The sequence below is a fragment of the Massilibacterium senegalense genome (assembly GCF_001375675.1).
Classification (GTDB): Bacteria; Bacillota; Bacilli; order Bacillales; family Massilibacteriaceae; genus Massilibacterium; species Massilibacterium senegalense.
This window is the reverse complement of record NZ_LN831786.1, coordinates 347,975-366,706: the sequence shown is the minus strand read 5'-3', so window position 1 is coordinate 366,706 and position 18,732 is coordinate 347,975. Positions and strand designations below refer to the sequence as shown.

At 38.1% G+C, this 18,732-nt stretch carries 15 protein-coding genes and 1 other annotated feature (1 of these 16 running past the window's edge); of the genes, 1 reads left to right on the top strand and 14 read right to left on the bottom strand.

Features of this window, described 5'->3' with window-relative positions; all coding sequences use genetic code 11:
* The first annotated feature begins 160 nt into the window (after positions 1 to 160).
* Complete coding sequence (locus BN1372_RS05250; RefSeq protein ID WP_062197799.1) at positions 161 to 1,873, top strand: Rqc2 family fibronectin-binding protein; 1,713 nt, start codon at positions 161 to 163, stop codon at positions 1,871 to 1,873.
* Positions 1,874 to 1,955: 82 nt separating this feature from the next.
* On the opposite strand, the gene BN1372_RS05245 is transcribed toward BN1372_RS05250, so the two are convergent.
* From BN1372_RS05245 to ileS, 14 genes are all read right to left on the bottom strand, one after another.
* Entirely contained in the window at positions 1,956 to 2,612 is a 657-nt protein-coding gene (locus BN1372_RS05245) for a class I SAM-dependent methyltransferase (RefSeq protein WP_062197798.1), read from the bottom strand.
* 21 nt (positions 2,613 to 2,633) lie between these two features.
* On the bottom strand, positions 2,634 to 3,272 hold the full coding sequence (gene pyrE, locus BN1372_RS05240) for an orotate phosphoribosyltransferase (protein ID WP_062197797.1): 639 nt from the start codon (positions 3,270 to 3,272) through the stop codon (positions 2,634 to 2,636).
* Positions 3,269 to 3,982, bottom strand: coding sequence for an orotidine-5'-phosphate decarboxylase (pyrF, locus tag BN1372_RS05235; protein ID WP_062201120.1), 714 nt, complete (start codon positions 3,980 to 3,982; stop codon positions 3,269 to 3,271). Before pyrF ends, pyrE begins: the two co-directional genes overlap by 4 nt.
* Positions 3,936 to 4,892, bottom strand: coding sequence for a dihydroorotate dehydrogenase (locus BN1372_RS05230; protein ID WP_062197796.1), 957 nt, complete (start codon positions 4,890 to 4,892; stop codon positions 3,936 to 3,938). Before BN1372_RS05230 ends, pyrF begins: the two co-directional genes overlap by 47 nt.
* A complete protein-coding gene (locus BN1372_RS05225; protein ID WP_062197795.1) occupies positions 4,889 to 5,662 on the bottom strand; it encodes a dihydroorotate dehydrogenase electron transfer subunit in 774 nt (257 codons plus the stop codon). The genes BN1372_RS05230 and BN1372_RS05225 overlap by 4 nt, the downstream gene beginning before the upstream one ends.
* Before the next feature lie 14 nt (positions 5,663 to 5,676).
* A complete protein-coding gene (gene carB, locus BN1372_RS05220) occupies positions 5,677 to 8,874 on the bottom strand; it encodes a carbamoyl-phosphate synthase large subunit (RefSeq protein ID WP_062197794.1) in 3,198 nt (1,065 codons plus the stop codon).
* 1 nt (position 8,875) lies between these two features.
* Positions 8,876 to 9,955, bottom strand: coding sequence for a carbamoyl phosphate synthase small subunit (locus BN1372_RS05215; RefSeq protein ID WP_062197793.1), 1,080 nt, complete (start codon positions 9,953 to 9,955; stop codon positions 8,876 to 8,878).
* 5 nt (positions 9,956 to 9,960) lie between these two features.
* The gene (locus BN1372_RS05210; protein ID WP_062197792.1) at positions 9,961 to 11,235 is read right to left on the bottom strand and encodes a dihydroorotase; all 1,275 of its coding nucleotides are present in this window, start codon (positions 11,233 to 11,235) and stop codon (positions 9,961 to 9,963) included.
* Between the two features lie 15 nt (positions 11,236 to 11,250).
* The gene (locus BN1372_RS05205; protein WP_062197791.1) at positions 11,251 to 12,138 is read right to left on the bottom strand and encodes an aspartate carbamoyltransferase catalytic subunit; all 888 of its coding nucleotides are present in this window, start codon (positions 12,136 to 12,138) and stop codon (positions 11,251 to 11,253) included.
* On the bottom strand, positions 12,138 to 13,406 hold the full coding sequence (locus tag BN1372_RS05200) for a solute carrier family 23 protein (RefSeq protein ID WP_062197790.1): 1,269 nt from the start codon (positions 13,404 to 13,406) through the stop codon (positions 12,138 to 12,140). Before BN1372_RS05200 ends, BN1372_RS05205 begins: the two co-directional genes overlap by 1 nt.
* A gap of 167 nt (positions 13,407 to 13,573) precedes the next feature.
* A complete protein-coding gene (gene pyrR / locus BN1372_RS05195) occupies positions 13,574 to 14,125 on the bottom strand; it encodes a bifunctional pyr operon transcriptional regulator/uracil phosphoribosyltransferase PyrR (RefSeq protein WP_062197789.1) in 552 nt (183 codons plus the stop codon).
* A 174-nt stretch (positions 14,126 to 14,299) separates the two neighbouring features.
* Positions 14,300 to 15,232, bottom strand: coding sequence for an RluA family pseudouridine synthase (locus tag BN1372_RS05190; protein WP_062197788.1), 933 nt, complete (start codon positions 15,230 to 15,232; stop codon positions 14,300 to 14,302).
* Between the two features lies 1 nt (position 15,233).
* On the bottom strand, positions 15,234 to 15,671 hold the full coding sequence (gene lspA / locus BN1372_RS05185) for a signal peptidase II (RefSeq protein ID WP_407656471.1): 438 nt from the start codon (positions 15,669 to 15,671) through the stop codon (positions 15,234 to 15,236).
* A gap of 105 nt (positions 15,672 to 15,776) precedes the next feature.
* Positions 15,777 to 18,545 carry an isoleucine--tRNA ligase gene (ileS, locus tag BN1372_RS05180; protein WP_062197786.1) on the bottom strand — a complete coding sequence of 923 codons (2,769 nt, stop codon included), beginning with the start codon at positions 18,543 to 18,545 and terminating at the stop codon, positions 15,777 to 15,779.
* Between the two features lie 57 nt (positions 18,546 to 18,602).
* Positions 18,603 to 18,732, bottom strand: a binding site (T-box leader); it runs 90 nt beyond the window's last position.

Below are 18,732 nucleotides of genomic sequence, written 5' to 3'. Positions count from 1 at the left end.
ATCACATCCACGTCACTATTCTATCTAATTTTACCACCTTGAACAATGGAAATAAAGGGAGCGTATCCATGTTTCTTTTCTTAGAGAAAAGCGAAGGTGGATTCTCATAGTTGTTTCGTTTAAAAAAATGCTATACTTATAGCATTGAGAGGTGAACACAATGTCTTTTGACGGTTTTATGACGCGAGCAGTCGTCCATGAATTACAATCATTAATAGGCGGACGAATTACAAAAATACATCAACCATTTGCAACGGACTTAGTATTTTCTATTCGTTCTCTGAGAAAAAATCATATCATATATTTTTCTGCTTCTCCAACATATTCACGCATCCATCTTTCGGATCAATCATACACTTTTCCTAGCGAACCACCAATGTTTTGTATGTTTTTACGGAAGCATCTAGATGGTGGGATTATCCACTCCATTGAACAAATGGGATTGGACCGAATCATCAAAATCCAAGTAAAAGCTCGGGATGAAATTGGCGATTTATCGTTAAAAACGATGTATGTCGAAATTATGGGGCGACATAGTAATATTATTTTAGTCGATGAACAAACAAATAAGATATTAGAAAGCATTAAACATATTTCAGCTAATATCAATAGACATCGAACCATTTTACCAGGATTTCCTTATGTGTTACCACCAGCACAACATAAATGCGATCCGTTGTCGGTAACAGAAGAAGATTTGTTAAGACAGTTAGATTTTAATGCAGGGAAAATGAATCAACAACTCGTGCGCACGATGAGTGGAATGGGCATGCAAACAGCAAATGAAATCATTCATCGCGCCCATTTAGTCAACGAAAAAACAATCGGAAATGCGTTCTTTTCTGTCATTCATCCACTTAAAGAGCATACATACACTCCATGTATAATCGAGAAAAGTGGAAAAGAATACTTTTCTTTATTCCCCTTAACATCTTTAGATGGAAAAGAAAAATACTTTTCTACTGTTTGTGAAATGCTCGATCGATTTTATTATCAAAAAGGAGAACGAGACCGGATTAAGCAACAATCCCATGATTTAGAACGGTTTATTAAAAATGAACTTGAGAAAAATGAAAAAAAACGACTAAAACTAAAGAAAACATTAGAAAAGGCAAAAGATGCCGAACAATATCGACGACAAGGAGAATTGTTAACTGCCTTTTTACACGAAATAAAAAAAGGGCAAAAAGAAATCGAAATCGTCGATTTTTATGACCCGGAACAGAAAAAAGTAACCATTCCGTTAAATCCGATGCGATCACCAGCTAATAATGCACAAGCCTATTTTAAAACATATACGAAAATGAAAAATTCAGTAGAAATTGTGCAACAACAAATTGAAAAAACAACGATAGAAATACAATACTTTGAACAACTGGTCCATCAAATAGAAGTGGCTACTTCCAAAGATATGGAAGAAATACGAGAAGAATTAATCGAACAAGGATATTTAAAACGGAAAACAAAACAGAAGAAAATCAAAAAACCGAAAGTACCGTCTATCGAAGAATATTACTCCAGTACCGGAGTAAAACTATTAGTCGGAAAAAATAACAAACAAAATGATTATTTAACGAATAAACTAGCTCGAAAAAATGACACATGGTTGCATACAAAAGATATCCCTGGTAGTCATGTCATTATTTGTAGTGAAGAAGTAGATGAAAAAACGTTAATGGAAGCTGCAACACTTGCTGCTTACTTTAGTAAAGCAGGTCAATCTACGAATGTTCCTGTCGACTATACGCTCGTTCGTCACGTCAAAAAAATTTCTGGAGCAAAACCAGGGTTTGTGACGTATGAAAGACAACAAACAATCTATGTCACGCCAGATGAAGATGTCGTCATTCAATTAAAAAAGAACGCAAAGTAGTAAACAAGAGATAAAAAAGGTAAGCTCTTCTCTCGCTAAAAACGAAAGAAAAGCTTACCTTTTATCCTTTTAAAAAGATGGCTTAGCGTTTAATAATCGATAATAACGCACAATCATGAAAAACAGTATGGTGTTGAATACTGGAAATAGCGTATGGATAAAACCATGATGAAAATGTTTCTTTGGCGTAACGATGTCTTCTTGTCGCTACTTTCGCCCAGTGTAAAAAGCTTTTTCGCTCAAATCCTTCTAACCCATATTCATTGCAAATGTTTTCTGCTACCTGTTCGGTTAATTGCTCCGATGGATTTAAAATGGCGAGTTTACCGTTTGGTTTCACGACTCGCATCATTTCCTTTAATCCATCTTCCGGATTTGGAAGTAAAAACAATAAACAAGTTGCAATGACTACATCAAAAGATTGATTTGGAAAAGGTAACGCACACGCATCTCCTGCTAAAAAAGTCGCTTTGGTAGCAACATTACTTTCTTGGACAATTTTCTCGGCAAATTCAATCATTCCTGGTGATAAATCAATACCTGTTACCGAACGAGCTTCGTTTATTCCACGAATTAAAAACCGTCCTGTTCCACAGCCTACATCTAGCACATCTTGGTTTTGCCATGATCCTGTTAACTCTTTTAATCGTTCATGGATTGAAGACAGCCAATTAGTTTGTACCATATCATCAAAGAAACAAACCAATTCATCAAATTCTTTTGCATCAAATTTACGCAATAATCAACACCACCTCGTCTATTATTCGCTTAACCAATCACTTGATTGAGGATTTTGTTTCCATTTTGCTAATTTGTTGCGCTCATCGTGTTGAATATACCCTTTTTCAAGTGCCACTTTTTCAAGTGTTGAAAAATCAGTTAATGTATATGCTTTCATATGGTTCTCTTCTAAATTACGTTTTCCTGCTTCTAATTCGTACGTAAAAATAGCTGCAATACCTAGCACTGTTGCTCCTGCTTCACGAAGTGCTTTCGCAGCAGTAATCGCACTTCCACCCGTTGAAATTAAATCTTCAATCACAACTACCTTTTGTCCGCTTGTAATCCGACCTTCGATTTGATTTCCTTTTCCGTGCCCTTTTGCTTTACTACGTACATACACCATCGGTAAATCCATTAATTCACTTACAAGCGCAGCATGTGGAATACCAGCAGTCGCTGTACCAGCAATCACTTCAACCTCCTGAAAATGTTCGCGAATTAATTGAACTAAACCATTTTCAATATCACGACGGACACTAGGAAAACTTAAAGTTAAACGATTATCACAATAAATGGGTGATTTTATTCCTGAAGACCATGTAAATGGATCACTTGGTTTTAACGAAACAGCTTCAATATCTAGTAAATGTCCGGCAATTTTTTCTTGTAAACTCATTGATTGTTATCCTCCCATAATTGTTTCACTTCTCGGTAACGAGCAAGCGGATCTTTTGCTTGTGTAATACTACGTCCAACAACGATAAAGTCACTACCTAATTGGCACGCTTTATCAGGTGTTACGACACGTTTTTGGTCTTGTGTAGCGTCACCGAGTAATCGAATACCTGGTGTGACAGTCAAAAATGGTTGTCCACACGCTTCTTTTATCGTTGGAACTTCTAAAGCACTAGACACAACCCCATCCAGTCCTGCTTGTTTAGCGTGAGTCGCATAGGCGCGTACAATTTCTTGTACTTCTCCAGCAAGTAATATTTCTTCGTTCATCACTTGCTTCGATGTACTCGTTAATTGTGTTACAGCAATACAAAGTGGACGATGAGAACCACTCGCACCGATTTCTAATCCTTCTTTTGCTGCATGCATCATGCTAATACCGCCTGCTGCATGCACGTTCACCATGTCCACACCTAACGTCGCTAATCCCTGCATTGCTTTTTTTACGGTATTGGGAATATCATGTAGTTTTAAATCAAGAAAAATACGATAATTTTCTTGTTTTAACCATTCTAATAGAGCTGGGCCTGTTTGATAGTACAGTTCCATTCCAACTTTTACATATAACGGTTCCCCTTTAAATGGTTGTAAAAACTCTTTTACTTCATTCGTTGAGGCAAAGTCCAGAGCGATTATGACGTCCTTTTCCACCATTGTGACTCACCCCCGTAACATCTGTGATGTGTGCAAAACCTAGTTCATCTATAATCGTAGGCAATTCATCAATAATTTCTGGGCAAGCATACGGATTAACAAAGTTTGCTGTTCCCACAGCCACCGCACTCGCTCCAGCCATCATTAATTCAACCGCATCTTCCGCTGTCATCACGCCTCCCATACCGATAATAGGGATAGAAACCGCTTGTGATACTTGATAAATCATTCGTACTGCTACTGGTTTCACTGCTGGCCCAGAAAGGCCACCTGTTTGATTCGCAATAACCGGTTTTCTTGTTTTTAAATCAATGCGCATTCCGATTAACGTATTGATCATTGTCAAGCCATCTGCCCCTGCTTCTTCAATCGCTTGCGCCATTTCTACAATATCGGTAACATTTGGCGATAATTTCACGTACACAGGTACTTCTGACACTTCTTTTACTAATTTCGTTAACCCCGCTGCAACTTCTGGAACCGTACCAAACATAATGCCACCGTGTTTTACATTTGGGCAAGAAATGTTTAGTTCTAACGCTTTTACATTCGGAGCTTTTGAAATTTTTTCTGCTACTTGCACGTAATCTTCTGCTTCACTACCCGCAATGTTCGCAATAATTGGTACATCATATTGCGCTAAAAACGGTAGTTCGTGTTCTAATACCACATCAAGCCCTGGATTTTGTAATCCAATCGCATTTAGCATCCCACTTGGCGTTTCTGCAACACGCGGAGTCGGATTTCCGTATCGTGGCTCCACGGTTGTTGCTTTAATCATAATCGCACCTAGTTTACTTAAATCGTAAAATTGTGCATACTCACGTCCAAAACCAAAACAACCAGAAGCAGGCATAATCGGATTTTTTAATTGTAAACCTGGTAATTCCACTTGTAATCGACTCATAAAATCACCTCTCCTGCTTTGAATACTGGTCCATCACTACATACTTTTTTATAGCTTGTTTCGCCTTCTGGCGTATGGCATACACATGCAAAACAAGCCCCAATGCCGCATCCCATTCTTTCTTCTAATGAAATGTATACATCCCGGTCACCATAAGCTGTTTGCAATGCTTTTAACATCGGTAATGGTCCACAACTATATAGCGTCTCAAACGTTTCTAGTTGTTCTGCTTTGATCACGTCCGTTACAAATCCTTGATGACCATGTGTGCCGTCAACCGTCGCAATATACGTTGGACCTAATTTTTGAAACGCTTCTTCATAAAACACGACGTCCTTTGTTTGAAAGCCAAACACGTGTGTTACACGAGCACCGCGACTTTTTAATTGTTTAGACAAGTAGTAGAGAGGCGGAACCCCAATGCCGCCACCTACTAATAATACTTCTTGTCCTTCTTGAATATGGTCAATTGGAAACCCATGTCCGAGTGGACCTAATACATCAATTTTTTGTCCCGCATCTTTTTGTGCTAATAATTTTGTTCCTTTTCCTTCTGCACGATAAATCATCGTTAACATTTGTGTATCCACGTCGACGTTACAAATACTAATTGGTCTACGTAAAAGTGGATCGGTTCTATCTGTGACTCGTAAGTGAACAAATTGTCCTGGTTCTTGAATATCATTAGTAATCGAGCCTGTTACTTTTAATTCATAAATATTTCGTGCAATTTCACTATGTTGTACAATCGTCATCCGTTCTTTTTTCATTTTGTCACCCCATCTTATTTATTTGTTTCAAAAGATGGCATTGCTTCTGCTGTAAAGGTTAACGCTTCTAATACTCGTAAAACCGCTTTTGTCGTATCTAAACTTGTTAAACAAACAACGTTGTTTTCTACTGCTTCCCGTCGAATACGGAAGCCATCACGCGCTGGTTGTTTCCCTTTTGTTAACGTGTTGACGATAAAGTGCGCTTCCCCTTTGCGAATGATATCTAATAAATTAGGGCTTTCTGTCCCAATTTTATTCACGACTTGAACTGGGATATTTGCTTTGCGAATCATTTGTGCTGTTCCTTCCGTTGCTAAAATTCTAAAACCAAAGTTATGGAATTTTTGCACAAGTGGTAATGTTTCTTCTTTATCTTTATCCGCTACTGTAAATAATACTGTTCCATGCGTTGGCATGTTCATTCCGGAAGCAATTAACCCTTTAAACAATGCTTTTTCTAACGTTTTATCTCGTCCCATTACTTCCCCAGTTGATTTCATTTCAGGTCCGAGTGAAATATCAACACGACGTAATTTTGCAAATGAGAAGACCGGTACTTTGACACTTACTTCGTCACTTTCCGCGTGATATCCTGTTTCATAACCTAATTCCGGCAATTTTTGACCTAAAATTACTTTTGTCGCTAAGTTCGCCATCGGCACGCCTGTAATTTTACTTAAAAATGGTACGGTACGGCTAGAACGAGGGTTTACTTCTATAACATATACTTCGTTATCATGAAGAACAAATTGGATATTTAATAAACCGACAATGTTTAATCCGCGTGCTAATTTAATAGTACGATCAATTAATTTGTCTTTCACTTCTTGAGAAATCGTTTGTGGCGGATACACAGCAATCGAGTCACCAGAGTGAACCCCAGCACGTTCGATATGTTCCATGATACCAGGAATATACACATTTTCTCCGTCGCTAATGCCATCTACTTCTAATTCTTTTCCGACTAAATAACGGTCTATTAACACTGGATGATCTGGATTAATTTTCACCGCGTTTTCCATATAGTGAAGAAGTTCTTCTTCTTTGTACACGATTTCCATCGCACGTCCACCAAGTACATAAGATGGACGAACTAATACAGGATAACCGATTTCACTTGCGATTTTTACTGCTTCTGGAACACTTGTTGCAGTATTTCCTAACGGTTGTGGAATGCCCAATTCTTTTAATGCTTGTTCAAATTTATCGCGATTTTCGGCACGGTCCATGTCTTCTAAACTTGTACCAAGAATTTTCACTCCGTGTGCCGCTAATTTTTCTGCTAAGTTAATCGCTGTTTGTCCACCAAATTGAACGACAACTCCGACTGGTTTTTCTAAATTAATAACATTCATCACATCTTCAATTGTTAGTGGTTCAAAATATAGTTTATCAGAAATGGTAAAGTCTGTTGATACCGTTTCTGGGTTATTGTTCATAATAATTGCTTCGTAACCAGCTTCTTTGATTGCCCATACCGAATGAACCGTTGCATAGTCAAATTCAACCCCTTGACCAATTCGGATAGGACCAGATCCTAGTACGATAACACTTGGTTTTTCTGTGACAATGGATTCGTTTTCTTCTTCGTATGTGCTGTAGAAGTATGGTGTATTAGACACAAATTCCGCTGCACAAGTATCTACTTTTTTGTACACTGGTTGGATGTTTTCTGTTAAACGCATTTGATACACGGCGTTTTCTTCTACACCCCAAAGTTTAGCAATCGTGTTATCTGCAAAGCCGATTTGTTTCGCTTGTTTTAAATACTGTACGTCTTGTTTATGTTGTTGTAATTCTTTTTCAAATGAAATGATGTGATAAAACTTTTGTAAGAAGAAGCGATCCATTTTACATAGTTCATGTACATATTCAATCGATTTACCGCGACGGAAGGCTTCTGCAATTACGAAAATTCGTTCGTCATCCGCACTTTTAATCCGCTTCGCTAATGTTTCTTCATCTAATTGTTTCATTTCTTCGATTTCTAAGTGAATAGCGCCTGTTTCCAATGAACGAATTGCTTTTAAAATAGCTTCTTCAAAGTTACGCCCCATCGACATTACTTCACCAGTCGCTTTCATTTGTGTTCCTAGTTGACGGTTTGCCGACTCAAATTTATCAAACGGCCAACGTGGAATTTTCGCCACAACATAGTCAATTGTTGGCTCTACTGCTGCATAAGATGTACCTGTTACTGGGTTAATCATTTCTGCAAGTGACATTCCTACCGCAATTTTAGATGAAATTTTTGCGATTGGATAACCAGTTGCTTTAGACGCTAATGCACTTGAACGACTTACCCGAGGGTTTACTTCGATTAAGTAATATTGAAAGCTATCAGGGTCTAACGCTAATTGTACGTTACAACCACCTTCAATTCCTAACGCACGGATAATTTTTAATGATGCATTTCTCATCATTTGGTTTTCACGATCCGTTAATGTTTGCGTCGGTGCGACAACAATAGAATCCCCAGTGTGAACCCCAACCGGATCGACGTTTTCCATATTACAAATCACAATGGCATTATCATACGCATCGCGAATTACTTCATATTCAATTTCTTTAAAGCCAGCAATACTTTTTTCTAATAAACATTGAGAAACTGGGCTTAGTTTTAATCCGTTTGAAACAATTTCGATTAGTTCTTCTTCGTTTTCAACAATTCCTCCACCAGTTCCTCCAAGTGTATAAGCCGGACGAACAATTACTGGGTACCCAATTTGGTTTACGAATTCATACGCTTCCTCTAAAGTATGAATAATCGCACTATCTGGGACTGGTTCTCCTAATTCGTTCATTAAATTACGGAACAATTCACGGTCTTCTGCTTGCTCAATAGCAGATAATTTCGTTCCTAAAATTTCCACGCCACATTCATCTAACACACCGCTTTTTGCAAGGTCTACTGCGATGTTTAATCCTGTTTGTCCACCTAGTGTTGGAAGGATGGCATCTGGACGCTCTTTACGAATAATTCGGCTCACAAATTCAACCGTTAAAGGTTCAATGTAAACTTTATCTGCCATGGTTGTATCCGTCATAATCGTCGCAGGGTTAGAGTTAACAAGAACTACTTCGTATCCTTCTTCTTTTAGTGATTGACAAGCTTGTGTACCTGCATAGTCAAACTCTGCTGCTTGTCCGATCACAATAGGCCCTGAACCAACTACTAAGATTTTCTTAATATCCGTACGTTTTGGCATTTTACATTCCCTCTTTCTTTGTATTTTCGATGAGTGTGATGAACTGGTCGAACACGCCGTTTGCGTCTTCCGCTCCTGGTGACGCTTCTGGATGGAATTGTACAGAAAATGCTGGGTATTTCGTATGACGAAGCCCTTCAATCGTTTCATCATTTAAAGAAACATGCGTAACTTCTAAATCTGTTTTCGTTACAGAGTTGGTTGTCACCACATATCCGTGTGCTTGTGATGTAATATCTACTTTTCCTGTTGCTACTACTTTCACCGCATTTCCGCCGTTATGACCATGCTTCATTTTTTCTGTATCTGCACCTGCTGCTAAGGCAAGCACTTGATGGCCAAGTCCGATGCCGAATACAGGTACTTTTCCTAATAATGCTTTTACTGCTTCGATAGAATCTTGAATATCTTTTGGATTCCCTGGTCCGTTACTTAAAAGGATCCCATCTGGTGATAAGCGTAAAATTTCTTCTGCTGTTGTATCATATGGGACAACAACGATATCACATTGACGTTTGATTAACTCGCGTAATAATCCGTGTTTCATTCCATAATCCACCATCACTACTCGATGTCCTCGTCCTGGTGAAACGTAAGGGTCTTTTGTAGACACTTGTTTTACTTGATCTGTTGGTAAGTTCGTTGCTTTTAATTCTTCTACTACTTCTTCCACTGAAACATCTGCTGAGCAAATGCGTCCTTTTAATGTCCCTTTGTCGCGAATAAGTCTCGTTAATTTACGTGTATCAATATTTGCAATTCCTGGAATGTCGTATTCTTTTAAATACTCATCTAATGTTTTTTCAGAACGGAAATTAGAAGGATGTGTACAAACTTCTTTTACGACAACTCCTTGTACCCAAGGCTTAATTGCTTCAAAGTCATCACGATTGATCCCGTAATTTCCAATTAGCGGATACGTAAATGTAACAATCGTTCCTAATGCTCCCGGATTTGTAATCGTTTCTTGGTATCCTGTCATGCCTGTTGAAAAAATCACTTCACCTGTCACTTCTGTTGAACTACCAAATGCTTCTCCTACAAAAAATGAGCCATCTTCTAAAATTAATTGTCTTTTCATTTTCTTCACTCCTTCGTCCAAACCGTTTTTCCATCTACGATTGTAAGTACTGGCCAGCCAGCACATTTCCAGCCATTGAATGGTGTATTTTTACCTTTTGATACAAATGAATTTGCATCAATTTCTTCTTCATGCTTTAAGTCAATCACAGTAATATCTGCAATGCTACCTTCTGCTAATGTTCCATATGGTAAGTTAAATGTTTCTGCTGGTTTTATTGCTAAATAATCAATCAGTTGCTTTAATGTGATGATGCCTGTTTTCACAAAATTTGTATATAAAAGTGGGAAAGCTGTTTCTAATCCAACGATTCCAAACGGTGCCAATTCCATTCCTTCTGCTTTTTCTTCTGCAGTATGTGGCGCATGATCCGTTGCAATAAAATCAATCGTTCCATCTAATAATCCCACAATCAACGCCTGTTTATCTTCAATGCTACGAAGCGGTGGATTCATTTTATAATTTGCATCGTTTCCTGGAATGTCTAGGTCTGATAGCAATAAGTGATGTGGTGTTACTTCACATGTTACGCGAATCCCTGCTTTTTTAGCATCTCGCACCACACGTACCGATTCTTTTGTACTAATATGACAAACGTGATAGTGCACATTTGCTGCTTCTGCTAACAACACATCGCGTGCAATTTGTACCGATTCACAAATTGAAGGAATTCCGTTTAGTCCTTGTTTTTTACTAAATATTCCTTCGTGTACGCATCCTTTATAAATAAGTGAGTTATCTTCACAATGTGCGACAATCGCCATGTCTAACCCGCTTGCTTGTTGCATTGCTTCATACATCATTTTTGCTTCTTGTACCCCAACACCATCATCTGTAAAAGCAAATGCTCCTGCTTCTTTTAGCTCTTTAAAGTTTGTTAATTCTTTTCCTGCTTCTCTTACTGTAATAGAAGCGTATGGAAGAACGCGTACATGACCTGTTTCTTTAACACGTTCGTTCAGCCATTGTAATTGCTCTTTTGTATCTGGCACTGGACGAGTGTTCGGCATTGCTGCTACCGTTGTGAAACCACCTTTTGCTGCAGCGAGTGTTCCTGTTGCAATCGTTTCTTTATGCTCTCCGCCAGGTTCACGTAAATGAATATGTAAATCGACAAACCCTGGGCTAATCAACTTTCCTTCGACATCGATTACTTCGTGTGTTGCTTCTTCTAACGTCGGAGCAATTTTTGCAATTTTCCCGTCTTCTACTAAAACAGACGCTTGCACCAAATCACCTGACTCATTTAAGATCACACCATTTTTCAATAAAATACCCATTGATATGCCTCCTTGTTATCGTTGTAATGCCCGTTTGATCGCAGCCATTCGGACGAATACACCGTTATGAATTTGTTTAAAAATACGTGACTTTTTAGATTCTACTAAAGATGAAGCAAGTTCTACATCTCGGTTTACAGGGCCTGGGTGCATGATAATACAATAATCCTTCAATTGGTTGTATCGTTCTTCTGTCAGCCCATACATGTGATGATATTCTGCTTTCGACATTTCCATTAAATGCTCATGTCTTTCGTGTTGAATCCGTAAGAGCATCATCACATCTGCTTCTTTCACTGCTTCATCCATCGGAAGATATGTCCCAACTGAAAAGTCTCCATTATTTTCAAACCACTCTTTTGGTCCTGTAAAAATTAACTCTGCGCCTAATCTAGATAAAATGTTTGCATTAGATTTTGCAACCCTACTATGTGTTAAATCCCCTGCAATGACTACTTTTAATCCTTTAAATTGACCAAACTCTTGGCGAATCGTTAAAAGATCAAGAAGCGATTGCGTCGGATGATTTCCACAACCATCTCCTGCATTTAAGATGGGGATATGAACCATGTGACGTAACGGTTCAAAATAATCATCTTCAAAATGACGAATGACTACTGCTTGGATGCCAATCTCTTCAAGCGCTCTAATCGTGTCATAAAGTGTTTCGCCTTTTTGTACGCTTGAAGCATCTGTATGGATGTTTAACACATCGAGTCCTAGCTTTTTTTCCGCCACTTCGAAACTATTTCTTGTGCGTGTACTCGGTTCAAAAAATAAGTTGGCAATAAACGTTTGTTCCGAAACTTTATCGATTTCTCCTTTTGAAAATCGTTCTGCATCGTCTAATAATTCCGTTACTTCTTTTATTGGTAATTCTGCCATCGTCAACAAATGATTCATTATTTATTTCCCCCTTCTTGTTTTGGTAAGACAAGATTTAAAATGATTCCGACTAATGTTGCTAATGCCATTCCGGATAATTGAAAGTTTCCAGGAAGCTCTAAATATGCTCCCCCAATCCCTAACACTAAAATAACCGCTGTAATCACTAAATTTCGTTTTTCGCTAAAATCAACTTTGTGTTCAATCATCGTCCGAATACCTTGAGAAGCAATAATTCCGAATAACAAGATGGATACTCCCCCCATCACACTCGTCGGAATTGTAGAAATTAATGCGGTAATTTTACCAACAAATCCAAACGTTATCGCAATCAATCCTGCACCGAACAATACATACACACTAAATACTCTCGTAATCGCTAAAACACCGATATTTTCTCCATATGTCGTTGCTGGTGGTCCACCGATTAGCGAAGCAAACATCGTGGCAAGACCGTCCCCAAGCATCGAGCGATGAAGACCTGGCTTTTCTAATATGTTTCGACCGATAACTTCTTTTAATACCATTTGATGCCCAATATGTTCAGTCATCGTCACCGCTGCGATAGGAACAAGCGCAAGGGCAACTCCCCATTGAAAATCAGGGCTGTACGTTACAAATGGAATATGAAAATCTGGAATGGAAAACCATGGTGTTTCTTTTACTTTCGTAAAGTCAACCAATCCTTTTGCATAAGCAAAAATATATCCAACGATAATTCCAATTAAAATTGGGACAAGTGATAAAAATCCACGAAAGAACATTGTCGCAATCATAACGGCTGTTAAAGTAACAAGTGCGACTGAAAAATGAGTCATACTATATTTCCCTGTGTCGGGGTGGTTCATCGCCATCCCAACTGCGGTATTTGCTAGCCCTAATCCAATTACCATAATGACTGGTCCGACCACAACTGGCGGTAATAATTTCATAATCCAATTAAATCCTACTTTATAAATAACGAGCGCCACAATTCCATACACTAATCCGACTATAAATGCTCCAAGCATTACTGATTGTATCCCGCCTGCTTGCTTTGCCAATATGATTGGCGAAATAAAAGCAAAAGACGAACCGAGGTATGCTGGAATTTGTCCTTTTGTGACAATTAAATACGTAATCGTTCCGACCCCGCTTGAAATTAAAGCTACCGCTGGGTCTAGGCCTATTAAAAATGGAACAAGTATAGTTGCACCGAACATAGCAAATAAATGTTGTAAGCTTAAGGAAATCCAATGCAGTAGTTTAGGCCTTTCGTGAACATCTAAATTTGGTTTGATTCCCATTGTTTTTCCTCCTCTAAGATGACTATAAAAAAACTCCCCCTTCGTCAACAAAGGGGGAGTCGAATCGTTCTTCCTGTATGCTAAAAAGATGAAAAATTCTTCTCTTTTTTGTGCAAACGAAAGTAAACTCAAGCGATTCCATCCTTTGCAGCCTCTCTGGACCGCGTTTAAAGGGATATGTTTTCTTGAATACTTACTTGATCTTCTTGATCTACTTCTTTTAATTCTACTAACACATTTTCCATCCGAGCTGTCGGAACATTTTTCCCTACAAAATCAGGGCTAATCGGCAATTCCCGATGACCTCGGTCAATTAAAACGGCAAGTTCAATTTTCGATGGTCTTCCTCGATCCATAATGGCATCCATTGCTGCCCGAACCGTTCGACCAGTATATAATACATCGTCTACTAACACGACAATTTTTTCATTTAAATCTGTTTCGACGAATATGCCTTCAAATAAAGGTTCATTGTTGCTTTCCTTTTTTAAAACATCATCGCGATATAACGTAATATCTACTTCACCTACTGGAACTTTGGAGCCTTCAATTTTTTCAATTCGCTCTGCTAATCGCTGTGCAATATAAATTCCACGTGTTTTAATTCCTACTAACACACAGTTTTCAATTCCTTTATTTTTTTCAATGATTTCATGACTAATTCTCGTCAACGCACGACCGATTGCTTTTTCATCCATAATTACTGCTTTTTGTTTCATTCTTTCACCTCCGAGTAGGCATTTAAAAAACCCTCCCACCGATTGGCAAGAGGGTTAGCACGCGTAAGCAAAAATAGGTACACTTCTTCTATTATGCATGTTCGTTTTCTCCTTCTAAGCCTCACGGGACTTATGTTAAAGGAAGCATATTTTGTTTTTCTGTTGATTATTATGTCAGAGTTTGTCGTTAGTGTCAACTGTCTTTTGCAAATTTTTTAAAACATCTTCCATGTCTTTTGGAATTGGTGCAGAAAACTCCATCCACTCTTGCGTTGTAGGGTGGTAAAATCCTAGTGTTTGTGCATGTAATGCTTGTCCGGTAATCGGCAATGTTTTTTTCGGACCATATTTCGGATCCCCTGCAACAGGATGATGAATATATTTCATATGCACGCGAATTTGATGCGTTCGACCTGTTTCTAATTGGCATTCAACTAACGTATAATTTTGAAAACGTTCTAACACTGTAAAATGTGTGACTGCTTCTTTACTATTTTCCGTCGTTACTGCCATTTTTTTTCGGTCTTGTGTATCCCGACCAATTGGGGCATCTATCGTTCCTAATTCATGTGGAATAACTCCATGTACAATTGCTACATATTTCCGTAATGTAATTTTCTTTTGTAACTGTTCAGATAAGGAAAGATGTGCTCGGTCGTTTTTGGCAACGACTAAAACTCCTGATGTATCTTTATCAATTCGATGTACGATACCTGGGCGCATTACCCCATTAATCCCTGATAAATGGTCACATTGATACAGCAACGCATTCACTAACGTTCCAGTACCATGACCAGGTGCGGGGTGTACAACCATGCCACGTGGTTTATTCACAACGACCACGTCTTTATCTTCATAAATAATATCCACTGGAATATTTTCAGCTGGAATATCTAATGGTTGCGGTTCTTCTACTTCGATTTTCACTTCATCGTCTAGTTTTAGACGATAATTTCCTTTCACCGAAGCTCTATTTACAGTCACTCGGTTATGTTTAATCCAATCTTGAATTTGCGACCGTGTCCAATCTTCATTTTGAAGAGCTAACCATTTATCTATCCGCTCTCCGACACCTTCTTCTTGCACGGTTAATGTAAATTCTATCATCTTAAAAAGTCTCCTTCTGTTCTCTTCCATCTCGTATAGTATAGATAATCATTAAGATTACCCCAATCACTAATGCACTATCTGCAATATTAAAAATTGGATAATCGTATGAAAAGATTTTGACATCAATAAAATCCACGACTTCCCCGCGAAATAGACGATCAATAAAGTTTCCAATCGCCCCGCCTAGAATCAACGCTAAAGACGTTCCTAAAAGTGGCTCTTTTCGTCCATACTTTTGCAAATAAAAAATAACTGCCACGACAACAACCGCAGTAATAATAAAAAACAACCACATTTTTCCTTGTAAAATACCAAATGCCGCTCCTCGATTTCGGTGAGAAGTGATATATATAAAATCTTGAATCATTTTTATACTTTCTCCGTATTGCATTTTACTAACAATCAACCATTTTGTTCCTTGATCGAGTAAAATCATCAACAAAGCTAAGAAATAATACCTCACTTTTTCACACCTCTCATTGAAATAAAACCTAGAAAAAGGAAGTGACTCTTCACTTCCTTTTTCCTATTGTACCATATATTATTTTGCTTCTAAAATAGAAACAATCTCTCCGCAATGAGAACATAGTGTTGGATGTTCTGCATTATCTCCAACCGTTGTAGAAACAATCCAGCAACGTTCACATGTTTCGCCCTCTGCTGGTTGTACAACCACAGCTGTATGATCAAAACTTTCTGCTTCCGCTGGTGCGTCTTCTTTTAATCCTTTGATTTCTAGCGCACTTACGATAAGTAAAATACGTAAATCATCGATTGTATCTAACAGTTCTTTCGTTTCTTTTGTTGGATACAATGCAAGTTGTGCCGTTAATGATTTTCCAATCACTTTTTCGTTTCGTTTGTTTTCTAACGCTTTTAATACTTCATCTCGGAACACAAGGAATTTCGTCCATTTTTCTTTTAATGAAGCTGCTTCATCATACACTTTTACTTCTGGCATATCTGTTAATTGTACGAAAGATGCTTCTTTTTCTCCTGGAATGTATCCCCAAACCTCTTCTGCCGTATGAGGTAAAATAGGTGATACTAATTTTGCAAGTGCAACAATCATTTCATACATGACAGATTGGATAGAGCGACGTTTTTCATTATCTTTCAATTCGATATATAAAATATCTTTCGTAAAGTCTAAGTAGAATGAACTTAAATCAATCGTACAGAAATTATGAATCGTTTGATATACAGAAGAAAAATCATAGTTTTCATAACCATTACGTACTTTTTCTACGACCTCATTTAAGCGTACCAACATATACCGGTCTACTTCTTGAAGATTTTCGTAAGAACGTTTATCTGTTTCCGGTTGGAAATCATCTAAGTTTCCTAATAAGAAACGGAATGTGTTACGGATTTTACGATATACTTCTGCTACTTGTTTTAAAATTTTATCTGAAACACGTACGTCTGCTTGATAATCCACACTCGCTACCCATAGACGTAAAATATCTCCACCTAGTTGTTCCATTACTTTGTTTGGCACTACGACATTTCCTAATGATTTACTCATTTTTCGGCCGTTTCCGTCTAAAGCAAACCCATGGCTTAATACGCCTTTATAAGGAGCCTCCCCTGTTACAGCAACCGCTGTTGATAAGGAAGAGTTGAACCAACCACGATATTGGTCACTACCTTCTAAATAAAGGTCTGCTGGACGACGTAATTCTTCTCGTTCTACTAGTACTCCTTGGTGAGAAGAACCAGAGTCAAACCAAACGTCCATAATGTCCGTTTCTTTTGTAAAAATACCATTCGGACTATGCGGAGAAGTAAATCCTTCTGGTAATAAGTCTTTTGCTTCTCGTTCAAACCATACATTCGAACCGTGTTCACGGAATAAGTTAGACACGTGTTCAATTGTTTCACTTGTAATAATTGGCTCACCGTCTTCTCCGTAAAATACCGGAATTGGTACACCCCATGCACGTTGACGAGAAATACACCAATCTTCCCGGTCTTTAATCATATTATAAAGACGAGTTTCTCCCCATGCAGGTACCCAGTTTACTTCTTTAATCGCGCGTAAAATATCATCACGGAAATCTTTAATAGAAGCAAACCATTGAGCAGTAGCACGGAAAATAACTGGTTTTTTCGTACGCCAATCATGTGGATAAGAGTGGGTAATAAACGTTAATTTTAATAACGCTCCTACTTCTTCTAATTTTTCTGTTACTGCTTTATTTGCATCATCATAAAATAATCCTTCAAAACCAGGTGCTTCTTTTGTCATTTTACCTTGATCATCAACTGGACATAATACATCTAAACCATATTTTTTCCCGATGTTAAAGTCATCTTCCCCGTGTCCTGGTGCTGTATGAACACAACCAGTACCTGCATCCGTTGTCACATGTTCTCCTAACATGACAAGAGAATCGCGATCATAGAACGGATGTTTACAAATGATATGTTCAAAATCTGTTCCTTTATGTGTCCGAACAACTTCGTATGATTCCCATCCAATGAATTCTGCCACTTGTGCTAATAATTCACTTGCTACTACATATTTCGCATCATTTACTTGAACAACGCTATATTCTAAATTAGGATGTACAGCAATTCCTAGGTTGGCTGGAATTGTCCAAGGTGTTGTTGTCCAAATGATTACTTTTTCGTCGTTTTCTAATACACCTTTTCCATCTACAACTGGAAAAGCAACATAAATAGATGGTGAGCGTTTATCTTGGTATTCGATTTCTGCTTCTGCCAATGCTGATTCCGAAGAAGGAGACCAGTATACTGGTTTTTTTCCTTTATAAATATATCCTTTTTTCGCCATTTCTCCAAATACTTTAATTTGTTCCGCTTCAAATCCTTTTGTTAAGGTGATGTACGGATTAGCCCAATCCCCACGTACACCTAGGCGTTTAAATTGATCCCGTTGACGATCGATTTGTTCATACGCGTATGCTTCACATAATGTACGAAATTCAGATACACTCATTTTTTTACGATCAACTTTTTTATTTTTCGTTAATGCCGTTTCAATAGGAAGACCGTGTGTATCCCACCCTGGAACATATGGTGCATGATAACCTGTCATCGATTTAAAACGAACAATCATATCTTTAATAATTTTGTTTAATGCATGTCCCATATGAATATCACCATTTGCATATGGAGGGCCATCGTGAAGGATAAATAAAGGTCGCCCTTCTGTTCTTTTTTGTACTTGGGCATACATGTCTTCCGTTTCCCATTTTGCTTGCATTTCAGGTTCGCGTTTCGGTAAATTCCCGCGCATTGGAAAATCCGTTTTCGGCATATTTAATGTGTCTTTATAATTCATGTTCCACTGCTCCTTTATATTATAATCGTTTCTAAACATAAAAAAACCTTCTCGCACAAAAGGGACGAGAAGGTTACCCGCGGTACCACCCTACTAGACAAATGACGAATCATTTATCCACTTTTATTCGTAACGTGAACAATACGCAGCTAATTACTTTTTTCACTAGCTGAGCTCAAGGGTGATT